Origin of the sequence: Methyloversatilis discipulorum (genome assembly GCF_000385375.1) — a bacterium.
Lineage (GTDB): Bacteria > Pseudomonadota > Gammaproteobacteria > Burkholderiales > Rhodocyclaceae > Methyloversatilis > Methyloversatilis discipulorum_A.
In genome coordinates, this window is the sequence record NZ_ARVV01000001.1 from 2348934 (window position 1) to 2364328 (window position 15395).

The 15395-nt window shown below is 67.9% G+C and carries 13 protein-coding genes and 1 tRNA gene; 3 read left to right on the forward strand and 11 right to left on the reverse strand.

Features of this window, described 5'->3' with window-relative positions:
* Positions 1-141: 141 nt before the first annotated feature.
* On the forward strand, positions 142-2394 hold the full coding sequence (locus tag METRZ18153_RS0111145; protein WP_020164821.1) for a TonB-dependent receptor family protein: 2253 nt from the start codon (positions 142-144) through the stop codon (positions 2392-2394).
* Here METRZ18153_RS0111145 and METRZ18153_RS0111150 read toward each other — a convergent pair.
* From METRZ18153_RS0111150 to senB, 5 genes are all read right to left on the reverse strand, one after another.
* Positions 2382-3170 (reverse strand): TatD family hydrolase, encoded by a 789-nt coding sequence (locus tag METRZ18153_RS0111150; RefSeq protein WP_020164822.1) that lies wholly within the window; start codon positions 3168-3170, stop codon positions 2382-2384. The genes METRZ18153_RS0111145 and METRZ18153_RS0111150 overlap by 13 nt on opposite strands.
* Before the next feature lie 124 nt (positions 3171-3294).
* Positions 3295-3522 (reverse strand): glycine zipper 2TM domain-containing protein, encoded by a 228-nt coding sequence (locus METRZ18153_RS0111155; protein ID WP_019918139.1) that lies wholly within the window; start codon positions 3520-3522, stop codon positions 3295-3297.
* A gap of 337 nt (positions 3523-3859) precedes the next feature.
* Positions 3860-3944 (reverse strand) — tRNA-Leu (locus METRZ18153_RS0111160).
* A gap of 40 nt (positions 3945-3984) precedes the next feature.
* Entirely contained in the window at positions 3985-5052 is a 1068-nt protein-coding gene (gene selD / locus METRZ18153_RS0111165; RefSeq protein WP_020164823.1) for a selenide, water dikinase SelD, read from the reverse strand.
* Positions 5053-5078: 26 nt separating this feature from the next.
* Positions 5079-6068 carry a selenoneine biosynthesis selenosugar synthase SenB gene (gene senB / locus METRZ18153_RS0111170; protein ID WP_020164824.1) on the reverse strand — a complete coding sequence of 330 codons (990 nt, stop codon included), beginning with the start codon at positions 6066-6068 and terminating at the stop codon, positions 5079-5081.
* Between the two features lie 13 nt (positions 6069-6081).
* Between senB and senA the strand changes: the two genes are divergently transcribed.
* Positions 6082-7305 (forward strand): selenoneine synthase SenA, encoded by a 1224-nt coding sequence (gene senA / locus METRZ18153_RS0111175; protein ID WP_232416023.1) that lies wholly within the window; start codon positions 6082-6084, stop codon positions 7303-7305.
* 11 nt (positions 7306-7316) lie between these two features.
* On the opposite strand, the gene egtD is transcribed toward senA, so the two are convergent.
* On the reverse strand, positions 7317-8282 hold the full coding sequence (gene egtD / locus METRZ18153_RS0111180) for an L-histidine N(alpha)-methyltransferase (protein ID WP_020164826.1): 966 nt from the start codon (positions 8280-8282) through the stop codon (positions 7317-7319).
* 94 nt (positions 8283-8376) lie between these two features.
* Between egtD and METRZ18153_RS0111185 the strand changes: the two genes are divergently transcribed.
* Positions 8377-9717: an ATP-grasp domain-containing protein gene (locus METRZ18153_RS0111185; RefSeq protein WP_020164827.1), complete on the forward strand. Its 1341-nt coding sequence runs from the start codon at positions 8377-8379 to the stop codon at positions 9715-9717.
* A gap of 4 nt (positions 9718-9721) precedes the next feature.
* Here METRZ18153_RS0111185 and METRZ18153_RS0111190 read toward each other — a convergent pair whose 3' ends face one another.
* The 5 genes from METRZ18153_RS0111190 to METRZ18153_RS0111210 form a co-directional block, all read right to left on the reverse strand.
* Positions 9722-11401, reverse strand: a complete 1680-nt coding sequence (locus METRZ18153_RS0111190; protein ID WP_020164828.1) for a sulfatase-like hydrolase/transferase — start codon at positions 11399-11401, stop codon at positions 9722-9724.
* Positions 11398-12045 (reverse strand): class I SAM-dependent methyltransferase, encoded by a 648-nt coding sequence (locus METRZ18153_RS0111195; RefSeq protein ID WP_020164829.1) that lies wholly within the window; start codon positions 12043-12045, stop codon positions 11398-11400. The genes METRZ18153_RS0111190 and METRZ18153_RS0111195 overlap by 4 nt, the downstream gene beginning before the upstream one ends.
* A gap of 53 nt (positions 12046-12098) precedes the next feature.
* A complete protein-coding gene (gene cysN / locus METRZ18153_RS0111200; RefSeq protein ID WP_020164830.1) occupies positions 12099-13829 on the reverse strand; it encodes a sulfate adenylyltransferase subunit CysN in 1731 nt (576 codons plus the stop codon).
* A complete protein-coding gene (gene cysD / locus METRZ18153_RS0111205) occupies positions 13829-14731 on the reverse strand; it encodes a sulfate adenylyltransferase subunit CysD (RefSeq protein WP_029644289.1) in 903 nt (300 codons plus the stop codon). Before cysD ends, cysN begins: the two co-directional genes overlap by 1 nt.
* Before the next feature lie 171 nt (positions 14732-14902).
* Complete coding sequence (locus METRZ18153_RS0111210; protein WP_232416024.1) at positions 14903-15316, reverse strand: phasin family protein; 414 nt, start codon at positions 15314-15316, stop codon at positions 14903-14905.
* Between the last annotated feature and the right edge of the window lie 79 nt (positions 15317-15395).

The following is a 15395-nucleotide window of genomic DNA, read 5'->3' on the forward strand; positions in this document are numbered from 1 at the left end:
CAAGTTTTTCGTGAGGCTTTGTAAGCAGCGGCTGCCTATACTCGCGCCCGTTCGATCAGGCGCGCACAGACGCGCCGCGCATCCGAGACAGCAGGCTCGCGCAGTTGCGCACGGCCGCAGACACCCAGAGAGAGACCTCCAATGACAATCGTGCTCCGTCACACCCCGATCGCCCTCGCGCTTGCGCTGATGGGCCAGGCTGCAATGGCCGATCAACCGATTCTCGCCCCGACCGTGGTCATCACCGGCACCCGTGTCGAACAGAATTCCTTCGACCTGCCGATGGCCATCGATTCGATCGACGCGGCAACCATCCAGGAACAGCGCGCGACGGTGAACCTGTCCGAGGTGATCAACCGCGTGCCCGGTGTTGCCGCGGCAGGGAAGGAGAACTACACGCAGGAACAGTCGCTCACCATCCGCGGCTTCGGCGCGCGCTCCGCCTTCGGTGTACGCGGTGTAAAGCTGTTCGCCGACGGCATCCCGGCCAGCACGCCGGATGGTCAGGGCGGTACCGGCCTGTTCGATCTCGCCTCGGCCAGCCGCATCGAAGTGCTGCGCGGCCCGTTCTCGGCGCTGTACGGCAACCACTCGGGTGGCGTGGTGCAGGTGTTTACCGAGGACGGACCAGAGCGCTTCACGCTGACCCCCAGCTTCCAGTTCGGCAGCTACGACACGGCCCGCTACGGCCTGAAGTTCGGTGACACCATCGGCATTTTCAACTACACCGCCAGCGTGTCGCACTTCCGTACCGACGGTTACCGTGCCTACAGCGAATCCGACAAGGATCAGGCGAACTTCAAGGCGAAGTGGCAGCTGGGCGACCGGTCGACACTGACCGTTGTCGGCAACTACATGCACCAGCAGGGGCAGGACCCGCTGGGCCTGAACATCGATCAGTTGAATGGTGACCGCCGGCAGCAGGGCACCGGCGCGCTGTCGGGCGCCAACGGCGTCCGTAACGCCGAGTTCTTCGGTACGCGTCGCACGCTTGAGAACAGCCAGGGCGGCGTCATCTTCGAGACCGCGCTGACCGATCGAGATACCGTGCGTGCGGCCTTCTTCCTCGGCAACCGCAACAACGCGCAGTACCTGGCCATCAATGCGCTGGTACAGAACAACATCCGCGCGGCCGGCGGCCTGTCCACCTTCGATCGTGACTACTGGGGTACCAACGTACGCTGGACGCACAAGTACGACAAAGCGACGATGACCGTCGGCGCCGAATACGAGCGCGCGGACGAAGATCGCAAGGGCTATCGCAATGGCGCAACGGTTGCCAACGACAATCTGCTCAACGTCAATTACGGCTCTCAGGGCGAGCTCAAGCGAAACGAACTGAACACCGCCGAGCAGAGCGGCATCTTCCTGCAGGGTGAGGTGGAAGCGACCGAGCGGCTTCTTCTGTCCGCCGGCGTGCGCTATTCCAAGGTCGAGTTCTCGTCCAAGGACAAGTTTGTCTGCACGACCGATGGCGCGGCCTGCAGCGGCTCGACCCTCACCGTCAACACGGGTCTGAACCGCCTTAACCCTGACGACAGCGGCTCCGCCGATTACAGCGACTGGACCTCGACCGTCGGTGCCGTATTCAAGCTGACGCCGACCACCAATCTCTATGCGAATGCTGGTCAGAGCTTCGAGGCCCCGACGCTGATCGAGCTCGCCTATCGCCCGAACGACCTGTCAGGCCTGAACCTCGACCTCAAGCCGTCGACCAGTAACCAGTACGAGATTGGTGTGAAGTCCTACGTCACCGACACCACCCGGATCGACGCCGCGGTCTTCTACATCGACTCCGAGAAGGAGATCGTTACGCAGAGCAATCAGAACGGTCGCGTCGTCTATCAGAACGCTGGCGACACCTCGCGCAAGGGCTTCGAGCTGTCGATCGACTCGCGCCTGACGCAGAGTTTCACCGCCTATGCCGCTCTGACGCTGATCGACGCGAAGTTCGAGGATGCCTTCCGCACGTGTCTGGTCGCGCAGTGCGCAAGTACGAACCCGCCGGGCATCACGGCCAACTCGAGCGTGGTGAGCGAAGGCAACAAGATCGCCGGCATCGCCAATAAGTCCTTCTATGGCGAGCTGACATATCGCCACGCCGGCCTCGGCTTCAACGGCGCGATCGAGTACCGAGCCAGCGGCCGCATGTTCGGTGATGACACCAATCAGGTACGCGTTGGTGGCTATGGCGTGGCGGCGATCCGCGGCGGCTTCACGCAGAAGCTCGGTGGCTGGCGCGTCAGTGAGTTCGCGCGCATCGACAACCTGTTCGACAAGGACTACGTAGGCTCGGTGTACATCAACGCAGGCGACGCGCTGACCGGACGCTACTACGCACCGGCCGGCGAACGCAGCTGGCTCATCGGCATCTCGGCCGCCTACGCGCTGTAAGACGCAGCCAGCCGGGGCAGCACGCGAAGCGCGTTGGCCCCGGTGGCGGCGATCAGTTCGTCGGTCGCAATGCCCCGGATGCCGGCGATCACCTGCGCGATGCGCGGGAGATTGGCCGGCTCGTTGCGTTCACCGGCGGCGAATTCCGGCGGGATGTCCGGTGCGTCGGTTTCGAGCACGATGGATTCCAGCGGCAGTTCGGTCACCAGGCGGCGCAGGTTCAATGCGCGCTGCCAGGTCACCGCCCCGCCGAAGCCGAGTGCAAAACCCAGCTTGATGAATTCGTCGGCCTGCTGACGGCTGCCGTTGAAGGCATGGGCGATGCCGCCCGGCCCGTTGCGGCCGAACACGGCGCGCAGGTGCTTGAGTATCCGGTCCTGACTGCGCCGCACGTGCAGCAGCACCGGCAGGCCGCGCTCACGCGCAAGCTTCAACTGGGCGACGAAGTACCACTCCTGCAGTTCGGGATCGATGTCGCTTACGAAGAAATCGAGGCCGATCTCGCCGACCGCGACGACGTCGTGCGCATCCAGTTCCATCGCCAGCCGGTCCACATCGTCGGGTCGCGCTGCCGGCACGAAGAGCGGATGGATGCCCAATGCAAAGCGCAGATCCGCCTGTCCGTCACACAGCGCCCTCACCCGGCCAAAGCCGTCGCGGTCGACCGCCGGCAGCACCATGCAGCCGACCCCGGCACGGCGCGCGCGCTCGATCATAGCGATGCGGTCGGCATCGAATTCGAAGGCGTCGAGATGGCAGTGAGTGTCGATCAGCATGATCGGTTTCGGAGAGCAGGGAGGTCAGCATAGCGCTGCTCTGCTCAGCCAGGAAACGACAGGGGCCGGTGATGCATCCGTGCACCACCGGCCCCTGAGCGGGCATCACGTTCGCCCCGCTCGTTCAGCGCTTCTTCTTGCCCATCTCGTTACCGATGGCGCCGCCGACGATGGCGCCACCCACCGTACCGACAGTGCTGCCGCCGGTCAGCACCGAACCGGCAACGCCACCGGCCGCGGCACCAATCATTGCGTTGCTCTCGCTGCGGCTCATGCCGGCACAGCCAGTCGTCAGGGCAGCCAGCACCGCCACGATGGATACGGTCTTGAGGGTATGGATCGGCGTTTTCATCGCGTTTCTCCGCAGTCATTGATCGGTCAGCACGCGATGTCGATCGCTCGCGGCTTGATCTGAAGTCTAGGGAGAGGTCCGCTGTCACGCGGTAGGCCGGCAACGATGCGGGCTGTCGGCGGAATCCGACGTCCGGCGGGCCTTGTGCGCAGCGAAAGCCGAACCGCCGATCGCCGGCAGGACGGGCGTTCCACGCCCGATGCGGTGGGAAGGGTCTTCTGCCCCCCGACAGCAGCCTTGATCGAAGCCGGCGAACCGCAACGGCCCAGTCGCGGCCAAGGCCGCTCCCACAGGGAGAATGCGCCAGATCCACGACCTGAGTCGGTTGTTCCTGTGTTGGTGCCCGGAACGGGACTTGAACCCGTAAGCCTTGCGGCGGCGGATTTTAAGTCCGCTGTGTTTACCAGTTTCACCATCCGGGCGGACGGAACGGCGGCGAGTATGCCACCGATGCGGCCGGAATCAGCCGGCGCGTACGACCGGCGCTGCGCTGCGATCACCGACGCGGCCGATCACGGACGCGGCATCGAAGCCGTGACGGCGGAAGGTGGCAATCACTGCGTCCAGCGCCTCCGGCGCGCAGGACACGAGCAGGCCACCGCTGGTCTGCGGATCGGTGAGCAGCGCGCGGTCTTCCGCCGCGAACCCGTCGGCGAGCACGACGCGCTCGCCGTAGCCGGCCCAGTTGCGGTTCGATGCACCGGTGACGAAGCCCTGCGCGGCGAGCTCGCGCGTGCCAGCATGCAGCGGCACTGCCGACCATTCGATGGCCACGTCGCAGCCGGAGCCACGCGCCAGTTCGAGCGCGTGGCCGGCGAGGCCGAAGCCGGTCACGTCGGTCAGCGCATGCACACCCGGCAGCGCCGCCAGATCCGGCCCGGGCGTGTTCAGTTTGGTCGTGCTGGCGATCATGCGCGCATAGCCGGCGTCGTCCAGCGCCCCCTTCTTCAGCGCGGCCGACATGACGCCGACGCCGAGCGGCTTGCCCAGCACCAGCACGTCGCCCGGCTGCGCGTCGGCATTGCGGCGGATGCGGTCCGGATGGGCGATGCCGAGCGCTACCAGACCGTAGATCGCCTCGACCGAATCGATGGTGTGGCCACCGGCAACGACGATGCCGGCGTCGCGGCAGACCGACGCGCCGCCTTCCAGGATGCGACCTATTGTCGTGGTCGACAGTACGTTGATCGGCATGCCGACCAGCGCCAGCGCGAGGATGGGCCGGCCGCCCATCGCGTAGACGTCGCTGATCGCGTTGGTGGCGGCGATACGGCCGAAGTCGAAGGGGTCGTCGACGATGGGCATGAAAAAATCGGTGGTCGCGATCAGCGCCTGCTCGTCGTTGAGGCGGTAGACCGCCGCGTCGTCCGACGTTTCGATGCCCACCATCAGTTCCGGCGGCACCGGCATCGCCGCCGTGTGCTTCAGGATGTCGGACAGCACGCCAGGCGCGATCTTGCAGCCGCAGCCGCCGCCGTGCGAGAGGGAAGTCAGTCGGGGTTCGGGGTTCGCTGCCTGTGCTTCGTTCATCTGTCGATCCAGTTCCTGCGGGGTTGTCATGCGGTCGCGACGCCGTGTCGCGGGCCGAAGGATGCCAGACATCCGTCGACCAGCGCGACCAGCGCCGCACGCTCTCGTTCGGGCGCGAACAGCGGTGCGCGCGCCGCGCACTGCCGCTCGAGCCGGGCCAGCCAGCCGGCATCGTCGCGCGCGCGGCCGATGCAGGCGGCCAGCGCCGCCGCGTCGCCGGCCTCGAAACAGCCGTCGTAGTCCTCGCCGAGCAGGCCGACGTTGCCGTCGATGCGCGACGCGATCACCGGCACGCCGCAGCGCACAGCCTCGATCACCGTATGCGCGCCGCCCTCCATGCGGCTCGGATGCACCAGCACGCTGGCGCGCGCCAGCCGACGCAGCGTGTCGCCGTGCGTCAGCCCACCCAGCCAGCGATAGTGCGGGCATTCCTGCATCAGCGTGCGCGCCTGCTCGCCCAGCGCGGGATCCAGCGCCCCACCGATGTGGTCGATGCGGATGTCGGTGCGCGTGCGCAACCGGCGCACCGCGTCGAACAGGGTGTCCGGCGCCTTCTCGGCGCGCAGGTGGCCTATCATCAGCGCGCGCAGATGGCGCGTCGGCGGTGCAACGCGTGCGCGCGCCGGCGTCGATTGCAGCAGCACGCTGCAGCGTGCGCGCAGCGCCGGCGGCAGAGCACGTGCGCCAAGCGTGTTCAGCGTGATCAGGCGATCGGCAATGGCCAGTGAATGCCGGGCCGAGGCGTCGCAGTCGATGTCGCGGTACAGATCGGTGCCGGTCAGCGCGAGCAGCAGCGGACGCGACGGGTGTGCCTTCCGCCACGCGGTGGCGGCTGCGGCGGAACGGCGGGCGTGCAGTGCGATCATCAATGCCTCGTCGCCGCCCTGCCAGTCGGACACCAGCTGCACGTCAAAACGCGGCCGCAGCATGGCGGCCCAGCGCCGTGCGGTGCGCCAGTTGCCGTTGTTGGCGTCGGCCAGCGCCGGCGTGACGATGACAATGGATGGACGGGACATGGACGTGTGTTCGATGGAGGCCTCAGATCAATCGGCAAGCGCCCGTCGCGGAGACCGCCGGGCTCTCGCGGCAGCGCTGCGCGCCAGCCGCAACGACACGCTGGCCCGTTTCGCCGACTATCGGCGCGCCTGCCCGACACTGCGCATCCCGGCTCACGAAACGCTGAATCCGCCGCTGTGGGAGCTGGGCCACATCGGATGGTTCCAGGCGTGGTGGACGCTGCGTAATCCGCACTTCCTGAAGGGCGTGCGTGCCGACCCCGACGTCGCACGCACACCGCCGCTGCGGGCGAACGCCGACGCGCTGTACGACTCCAGCCGCGTGCCCCACGCGAGCCGCCCCACCCTGCCGCTGCCGGACGCCGACGCGACGCTGGACGATCTCGCCCGGCAGCTGGACGCTGTCCTTTCGTTGCTGGCCGACGTGCCGGGAGACAGCGACGACGCGCTCTACTTCTTCCGCCTGTCCTTGCTGCACGAGGACATGCACCACGAAGCCGCGCTGTACATGGCGCAGCAACTCGACATCGTGGTGGACGACCTGCGCTGGCAGCCGGCAGCGGCCGGCGCACGCGACACGCTGTCGCTGCCCGCGGCCCGCCATCAGCTCGGCAGCAGCGGACACGGCTTCGCCTTCGACAACGAACTGAGCGCGCACGCGGTGAGCGTGCCGGCGCTGGACATAGACAGCGCTGCGGTCAGCTGGCGTGACTACCTGCCCTTCGTCGATGCCGGCGGCTACGACGACCCGCGCTGGTGGAGCAGCGAAGGCTGGCGCTGGCGCACGGCGCAGCGGCGCACGCAGCCGCGCTACCTGAGACGCGCCGGCAGCGACTGGGAGCGCTGCATTTACGGCCGCTGGCAGGCGCTCGACGCGGACACCGCGGCCTGTCATCTGAGCGCCTACGAAGCCGAAGCGTGGTGCCGCTGGGCCGGTCGCCGGCTGCCGACCGAAGCGGAATGGGAGTACGCGGCACTGAGCTCGGCACTGACTGCTGCGGACCGCTTCCGCTGGGGCGCCGTATGGGAATGGACGGCCAGTGATTTCCTGCCTTACCCCGGCTTCGCGCCCCACCCCTACCGCGACTATTCGGCGCCGTGGTTCGGCGACCGCCGCGTGCTGCGCGGCGCCTCCTTCATGACGCAGCCGCGCATGCGCGACCCGCGCTACCGCAACTTCTTCCGGCCCGACCGCGACGACGTGCCGGCCGGTTTCCGCAGCTGCGCGCTCGACTGATCGGCCTCTCATCAGGCGCACGCAAGGAAGACGGCGAACCCGTCGCGCGCGTCGGTCCAGCAGGCGACGTCGCCGAAACCGGCTTCACGCAGCAAGGTGTCAAAGCGCGTGCGCGTCCATTTCCATGAGTGCTCGGTCAGGATGCGCTCGCCGGCGGCGAAACGGCGCTCGCCACCCGGCCAATGCACTGTGAGCGACTGTCTCGCCTCCAGATGCATTTCGATACGCGAACGTTCAGGGTCGAAGAAGGCGACGTGGCGCCAGTCGGCGAGGCGGAAATCGGTGCCGGCGATGCGGTTCAGATGGCGCAGCACATTCAGGTTGAAGGCGGCGGTGACGCCGAGCGCGTCGTCGTAGGCGGCGTCGAGCACGGCCTTGTCCTTGACCAGATCGACGCCGATCAGCAGTGCGCCGCCGCGAGCCGCCGTGCGCGCTTCGCGCAGCAGGCGCAGCGCCTCGCCCGGCGCGAAGTTGCCGATGCTGGAGCCGGGGTAGAACACCAGCGCCGGACCTTCATACAGCGTCGCCGGCAGTGCGAGGGCGGCCGAAAAGTCGAGGCCGACACCCAGCATGTCCATGTCCGGATGGGCGCGCTGCAGGCACTCGAGCGAGTGCTTCAGGAAGTCGACCGAAATGTCGACCGCGACGTAGCGGCGCGGCGCGAACAGCGGAAACAGCTTCGCCGCCTTGGCGCAGCTGCCGGCGCCGAGGTCGATCAGGTCGTGCGCCGCGCCCACGTGCGCACGCAGCCGTGCCGCCATGTCGGCGGAGTGGGCATCGAAGATGGCCGCTTCGGTACGCGTCGGATAGTACTCGTCCAGTTCGGTGATGGCTTCGAACAGCCGCGAACCCAGCGCGTCGTAGAAATACTTCGGCGACACCCGCGCCACCGGCGCCTGCAGACCGGACCACAGCGCCGACATCTGCCGCGCGTCGTCGACCGGTTGCAGCTGGATGAAACGCGGCGTGCGCACCATGGTCCATTCCCCTCGTATTCTGTTTACTGCGCGGGCGGCCGATTGCCCGCAGTGGATCCCGCCGGCGCGACCGGCCACTCGCCAAGGATGATACGTGCCCTCCAGACCGCGTACCGGCCTGCTGTTCGCCTACGACTGGGATCGCATCGGCTTCGCCCGCTCGGGCGCGGGCCACGCCTTCGACCACGCCGGCTTCGATCTGTTTTCGTTCCCGTCCAATCTGCGGCTGATCGGTTTCGACCTCGAACGCTTGGCCGAGCGCACCGCGGAGCGCGCACGCCGTCGTGGCTGGTCGGCGGTACTGTCGCACCATGAGGCCTTCGGCGCGCTGGCGGCGGCGCTGGTGGCGGAGCGGCTGGATCTGCCCTGCGCGCCGCCCGCAGCCATCCTGGCCGCACAGCACAAGCTGCACGCGCGGCGCGTGCTGGCGTCGGTCGCCCCAGAGGCCTGCCTGCGCTTCGCCGCGCTGGACATGGTGTGCGGTGACGACGTGCCGGCACGGCTGCCAGCCGGCTTTGCCTACCCGGTCTATGCAAAGCCGATCAAGGCGGCCTTTTCCGTGCTGGCACGCGAAGTCGGCAGCCGCGAGGCGCTGCAGGCGCACACCCGCTTCGACATCGCCGAGCGCTGGATCATCCATCGTCTGATCGAACCTTTCGACCGCGTCTGCCGCGCGCGTCTGCCCGAGGCCGGCAGCGCGCACCGCATGCTGCTGGAGGAGCCGGTCGATCCGGCCACGCCGCAGTTCAATCTCGACGGTTGGGTGTTCGACGGACAGGTGCATGCGCTGGGCGTGGTCGACGCCATCATGCATCCGGGCACCCAGGCCTTCATGCGCTGGGAACTGCCCAGCCGGCTGCCGGCGTCGGTGCAGGTGCGCGCGCTCGACGTCGCACGCCGCTTTCTCGGCGCCATCGGCTACGAGCACGGCTTCTTCAACCTCGAGTTCTTCTACGACGACGCGTGCGACCGGCTCACCGTCATCGAGTGCAATCCGCGTCTGGCGTCGCAGTTCTCCGATCTCTACCTGCGCGTGCACGGCATCGACGCGCACGCCTGGTCGCTGGCGCTGGCGCTTGGCGAAGACCCGCGTCTGCTGCGTCGCGAGGCGCCGCGTGCCCGCGTCGCCGCCAGCCTGGTCTATCGCGCCTTCGATGAAGACGAGGTGCCGGCGATGCCGGACCTTGCGCGGCGCGCGCGCTTTGCCGAGGCCTTTCCCGACGGACTGCTGTTCGCCTTCGGCCGCCACGGCCGGGCGTTGCGACGCGATCTGAAATGGACCGGCAGTCACCGCTACGGCATCGTCCATCTGGACGGCTCCGACGCGGCCGAACTGCGCGCACGGGCGGAAGCGGCCAGCGACCTGCTCGGCTGGCGCGCGCCCTATCGCGACGAGGCGGTGGAGACGACGCCGGCCGCGCTCGACGTCGCTTGAACGGTCAGCGCGCCGAAGGCTGCGACGCGGGACCGAGCAGCGCGGTCGGCAGATCGCCGGACGCGCGCACCAGCATGGTCGTCAGATCGTGCAGGCCGCCGATGGGCGTGCGCGGTGGCGCCAGCCCCGGCTGGAAGCCCTGGGCGACGAAGCGCGCAAGCAGTTCGGGGTCGCGCGACACGATGTGCACCGGCACGTCCCACGACGCGCCTTCGCCGCTGACGCCGGCCACGGGCTGGTGGTCGCCGGCCAGCACGTATAGCGTGTCGCGCGCCGTCGCCCGTTTCAGGTGGTCGCCCAGCCAGCGGTAGGTGTACTCGATGGTGCCGATGTAGTCGGGGAACATGTTCAGCCAGTCCGGCTTCCTTGCCAGCGCGCGTGCGGCGTCGGCCGGATCGAAGGGCGTGTCGCCGAGCAGGCGGTCGATGTCGGGCTGGAAGGGCGGCACCGGCGAGAACGGCAGATGGCTGGTGATGGTCGGGAAGAACACGAAGCGCGGCGGCTCCCCGGGCGCGCGCGGGTGCAGCTGTTCGAAACGCTCGGCCGAATACTGGTCGGGAATCTTCCAGTAGCCCATTTCGGGTCCCGGGTAGCGCAGGTCGCGGCCGTCGACGAACACGTCGTAGCCGTAGAACACGCGCTCCGGCCACTCCCAGAACAGCGCCGGATAGAAACCGTAGGTGCGGTAACCGTTGCGGCGGAACAGCGTGATCAGCGTCGGTCGCTCGGTCGTGACCAGCAGGTCGTGCCGGCGCGGGTCGCTCAGATCGAGGCCGGACAGCATGCCGAGCTGGGCGAGATCGGACGCGCCGCCAAAGGTGGGCGAGCGCATGAAGGCCGACACCACCTGCCAGCCGCCGGCGGCCAGATCCTGCGCCAGACGGTCGCGCGCCGGCTGCAGCAGGCGCGCCGCCTCGGCACTGTCATAGACCACGGCGCCGTAGGACTCGAGCGGCATCAGATAGACGTCGCGGCCGCGCAGCGCGCTCAGCGCACGGCCCGGCGGCTGCGCCAGCGCGTCGTCCAGCGGCGGCACCTGCGGCAGTGCGCGCGCCACCGCCTCCGGCGACATCAGCGTCGCGAGCAGCGTGGCCTGCCGCCAGTAGGTCGGCGTGATCGGTCGCGACACCAGCGGCCAGGTCGCCTCGATACCGGCCAGATTGGCGGCCACCAGCAGCGTCGCCAGCGCTGTCGCGGCGCGTGACCAGCGGTGACGCAGCGCATACGGAACCGCCCGGTGCGCGATCTGCGCGACCAGCGCGCGCGCGCCGCGCCACAGTGCCCAGACGAGCAGCGATAGCCCGGCCAGCGCACCGACGCTCACCCACCAGGGCAGACCCTGTGCCGTCACCCAGAGGAAGCGCGGAATCTGCTGACCGTCCCAGAACAGATTGACCGGCCGACCGAACAGGCCGGGCACCGTCACGTCGGCGTAGCGGCCGACTGCGAACAGCAGGAACAGCGCGGTGAAAACCGTAAGTGCGCGAGCCGGCAGGCGGCCATAGCGGGCAACCGCCGCCATCAGCGCCAGCCACAGGCCGACGAACTCCGGCGACAGCCGGTGATCCGGCACGATGAAGGGCGTGGGCCACAGATTGTTGGCGCTGAGCAATGCGTTGCCGAGCAGCAGCGCGGCCAGCGCGACGATGGCCTGCTTCGGGCCCGACGCGGGTCTGTCGGTCATTCCGGCACGCGGCCGCGGGCGAGATAGCCCATGCCGTACTGGGTGGTCGAGATCGACCAGTCGACCAGACGCGGCGCGATGCGGTCCCACGGCGTGCGCAGTTCGCCCGGCGCACCGTTGTAGCCGTGGTTCTTCAGATAGACCCAGAGGTTGAGCGGCGCCAGCCAGCGCGGGAAATACTTGATGCCGGCGATCGCCACCACGGCGCCCGGTCGCGCGCAGGCCAGCAGGGCGTCGATCGCGCTGTGCGATCGCAGGATGTCGTGGGTGTAGTGGAACAGCAGCGCATCGACCCGACCCGGCAGCCGCAGACCCTGGGCTGCCGTTTCGAACAGGTCGACGTTGTCCCAGCCGGCCTCGGCCACGCGGCGGCGCGCCTGCGCCAGCATGTCCGGGCTCTGGTCGAAGCCATGGACACGCCCCGTATCTCCGACCGCGGCACGCAACAGCGGCAGGCTGAGACCGGTGCCGCAGCCGACGTCGAGCACCGACTGACCGGCTTGCAGACCGAGCAGCGCGACCGCCCGCTCGCGGATCGGCCAGGTCGGTCCGCAGGTGGCGTCGTAGCCGGCGGCGCGCTTGCGGTACTTCTCGATCGACGCGGCGCGGACCGCGTCCTCGTCTGCGGGAGGTTGGGCGCTCATCGCGGCTCCGGCGTCGGTGGGAGGAAGGGCCGGGCGCGCGCCCGGCCTGTCGCTCAGCTCAGACGTCCGGCGCGGCGCAGGGTTTCGACGATCTGTTCGACCACTTCTTCCGCTGCGCCCGCAGCCAGCACGAGGCGCTGGCCGCTGGCGTCAAGCGCGGCCTGAGCGGCGCTGGCGTCGATCTTCAGTTCGACGTGCTCGCCGGCCGGCAGTGCGGTGACCAGACTGTCCGGCTGCGCCGAGTCGGCGTCGATCACCACCACCAGACCGGCGTCGAGCAGGATGCCGACGATGCGCGGCAGATCTGCAGTGGCAGCCGGCAGCGTGATGGTGTGGCGGCCGAGCGACATGAGCTTCTGTTCAAGCTTGTCCGCGGCGATGCCCTCGCCTGCCCACAGCAGCAGCGGCGACTGCTGCTTCAGTGCCGCACGCGCGGCGCGGCCGGCTTCCAGACGGGTCCAGCTGAGGTCGCGCGGACGGCTGCGGGCCGCGTGCAGCAGACCGGCGCCGACCGTGTTGTTGGTGAGGCGGTCGATCAGGATGAAGCTGCCGGTGTCACGCACCGATTCGTAGGCGTCGAAAGCGAGCAGACGGTCGGTCAGCAGCGACACGCGGCCGATCTCGTTCAGGCCGAGCGCGGTCGCCGGCGAGCGCTCCAGCGTATTGACGTTCACCCGGTGCTCGACCGCATTGACCGTTGCACCGACAGTGCGCGTCGCGCACTTCATCAGATAGCTGCGGCCGGTGGCCATCGCCTCGTCGCTCATCCAGACCAGCGTTGCGTCGAAGCTGTCGCCGATCAGCGCCGGCGTGTCGGCGGCAACGATCACGTCGCCGCGCGAGCAGTCGATCTCGTCGGCGAAGGTGACGGTGACCGACTGACCGGCCACCGCTTCGCTCAGGTCCTGCGTCGACAGCACGATGCGTTCGACCGTGGTGTCGCGGCCGGACGGCTGCACGCGCACGCGGTCGCCCGGGCGCACGATGCCGGACGCGATCTGGCCGGAGAAACCGCGGAAGTCGAGATTGGGGCGATTGACCCACTGCACCGGCAGGCGGAACGGGCGCGCCTGCAGATCATCCTCGATCTGCACGGTTTCCAGGTGGTCCATCAGCGCCGGGCCGGTGTACCACGGCGTGGCAGCGCTCTTCTCGATGATGTTGTCGCCCTTCAGCGCCGACATCGGAATGCACAGGATGTCGGAGAGGCCGATCTGCGCGGCGAACTCGCGGTAGTCCTTCTCGATGCGCTCGTACACGTCCTTCGAGTAACCGACCAGATCCATCTTGTTGATCGCGACGACGACGCGCTTGATGCCGATCAGCGACACCAGGAAGCTGTGACGGCGGGTCTGCGTCTGCACGCCGTGGCGCGCATCGACCAGGATGATGGCGAGGTCAGCGGTCGAGGCGCCGGTGACCATGTTGCGCGTGTATTGCTCGTGGCCCGGCGTGTCGGCGACGATGAACTTGCGCCGGTCGGTCGAGAAGAAGCGGTAGGCGACGTCGATCGTGATGCCCTGTTCGCGCTCGGCGGCCAGGCCGTCGACCAGCAGCGCGAAATCGAGGTCGCCGCCCTGGGTGCCCACCTTCTTCGAGTCGGCTTCGAGCGCGGCCAGCTGGTCCTCGAACAGCATTTTCGATTCGTACAGCAGGCGGCCGATCAGCGTGCTCTTGCCGTCATCGACGCTGCCGCAGGTGATGAAGCGCAGCAGGCTCTTGTGCTCGTGCTGCTTCAGGTAGGCCTCGATATCCTGCGAAATGAGGTCGGAAACGTGTGCCATCAGAAATACCCTTCCTGCTTCTTCTTTTCCATCGAACCGGCGGAATCGTGGTCGATCACGCGGCCCTGGCGCTCCGACGTCGTGGTCAGCAGCATTTCCTGGATGATGTCGGTCAGCGTGGCGGCGGTCGATTCGACCGCGCCGGTCAGCGGATAGCAGCCCAGGGTGCGGAAACGCACGCTCTTCATCTGCGGTGTCTCGCCCGGACGCAGCGGCATGCGCTCGTCGTCCACCATGATGAGCGTGCCGTCGCGCTCGACGACCGGCCGCGGTGCCGCAAAGTACAGCGGCACGATGGGAATGTTCTCCAGGTGGATGTACTGCCAGATGTCCAGTTCGGTCCAGTTCGAGATCGGGAACACGCGGATCGATTCACCCGGGTGCTTGCGCGCGTTGTACAGCTTCCAAAGTTCCGGACGCTGGCTCTTCGGGTCCCAGCGGTGCTGCGCGGTACGGAAGGAGAAGATGCGCTCCTTGGCGCGCGACTTTTCCTCGTCGCGACGGGCGCCGCCGAAAGCGGCGTCGAACTTGTACTTGTCCAGAGCCTGCTTCAGGCCTTCGGTCTTCCACATGTCGGTGTGCAGCGCCGAGCCGTGGTCGAACGGATTGATATTGCGCGCCTTGGCGTCGGGGTTGATGTGCACCAGCAGGTCCATGCCGAGCTTGCGCGCCATCGCGTCGCGGAACTCGTACATCGCCTTGAACTTCCAGGTGGTGTCGACGTGCAGCAGCGGAAAGGGCGGGACCGACGGATAGAAGGCCTTGGCGGCGAGGTGCAGCATGACGGCGCTGTCCTTGCCGACCGAATAGAGCATGACCGGGTTTTCGGCCTCGGCCACCACTTCGCGCATGATGTGGATGCTCTCGGCTTCCAGCCGTTGCAGGTGCGTCAATGTACTCATCGTGTTGGGGAACCGGAAGGTGCGGAAATAGCGGGCCGCACGGCGTCGGACAGGCCGCCCGTGCGAAAGGGTCGAGATTTTACCGCGGCGCGGCAGTTCCCGGCGAATGCCGTGCAACGACACCGCCGGCAACCGCCGGAAGGTACCGAACTGCGCCGCTCGGCGCCGTGGTCAGGCGCTCTGCGAGCGGCTGCGTGCAATCATGCCGCGGCGGTCGGGAAAGTTGATCACCACCGAGCGGTGACGCCGATCGGCAAACAGCACGTTGCCGCTGCTCAATGCCTCGGTCAGCGCCGGCGCCTGCTGCACCACCGAATCACAGGCCAGGTCGACCAGCTCGTTCTGCACCTGCGACAGGATGTGGTACGACTGCCGCGCGTGCTCGGCCATCTCTTCGAGCAGCGCACCATAAAGCTGCGGCAACTGCCACAGCGCGGACATCGCCTCGGCCACCGTCTGCGGCGGCTCGATGGCCCGCATCTGGCTGGTCAGCGCGGAACTGACCGACTCGGCCTGCAGCTTGAGCAGGCGTTCGCCGCCGTCGGCAAGGATGTTGACCAGACGCTTAGGCACGTCTGCAGTCACGGTCTCCTGAGCGTCGTACGCAATCTTCACTGTAACCCCCTGAATCGATCCGCCATGCTGCCATGAAACGGGACTCCCC

Bases quoted from the DNA above. Each gene is read 5' to 3' on its own strand.
- METRZ18153_RS0111145 (WP_020164821.1), top strand. From the start codon at position 142: ATGACAATCGTGCTCCGTCACACCCCGATCGCCCTCGCGCTTGCGCTG.
- METRZ18153_RS0111150 (WP_020164822.1), bottom strand. From the start codon at position 3,170: ATGCTGATCGACACTCACTGCCATCTCGACGCCTTCGAATTCGATGCC.
- METRZ18153_RS0111155 (WP_019918139.1), bottom strand. From the start codon at position 3,522: ATGAAAACGCCGATCCATACCCTCAAGACCGTATCCATCGTGGCGGTG.
- selD (WP_020164823.1), bottom strand. From the start codon at position 5,052: ATGAACGAAGCACAGGCAGCGAACCCCGAACCCCGACTGACTTCCCTC.
- senB (WP_020164824.1), bottom strand. From the start codon at position 6,068: ATGTCCCGTCCATCCATTGTCATCGTCACGCCGGCGCTGGCCGACGCC.
- senA (WP_232416023.1), top strand. From the start codon at position 6,082: ATGGAGGCCTCAGATCAATCGGCAAGCGCCCGTCGCGGAGACCGCCGG.
- egtD (WP_020164826.1), bottom strand. From the start codon at position 8,282: ATGGTGCGCACGCCGCGTTTCATCCAGCTGCAACCGGTCGACGACGCG.
- METRZ18153_RS0111190 (WP_020164828.1), bottom strand. From the start codon at position 11,401: ATGACCGACAGACCCGCGTCGGGCCCGAAGCAGGCCATCGTCGCGCTG.
- METRZ18153_RS0111195 (WP_020164829.1), bottom strand. From the start codon at position 12,045: ATGAGCGCCCAACCTCCCGCAGACGAGGACGCGGTCCGCGCCGCGTCG.
- cysN (WP_020164830.1), bottom strand. From the start codon at position 13,829: ATGGCACACGTTTCCGACCTCATTTCGCAGGATATCGAGGCCTACCTG.
- cysD (WP_029644289.1), bottom strand. From the start codon at position 14,731: ATGAGTACATTGACGCACCTGCAACGGCTGGAAGCCGAGAGCATCCAC.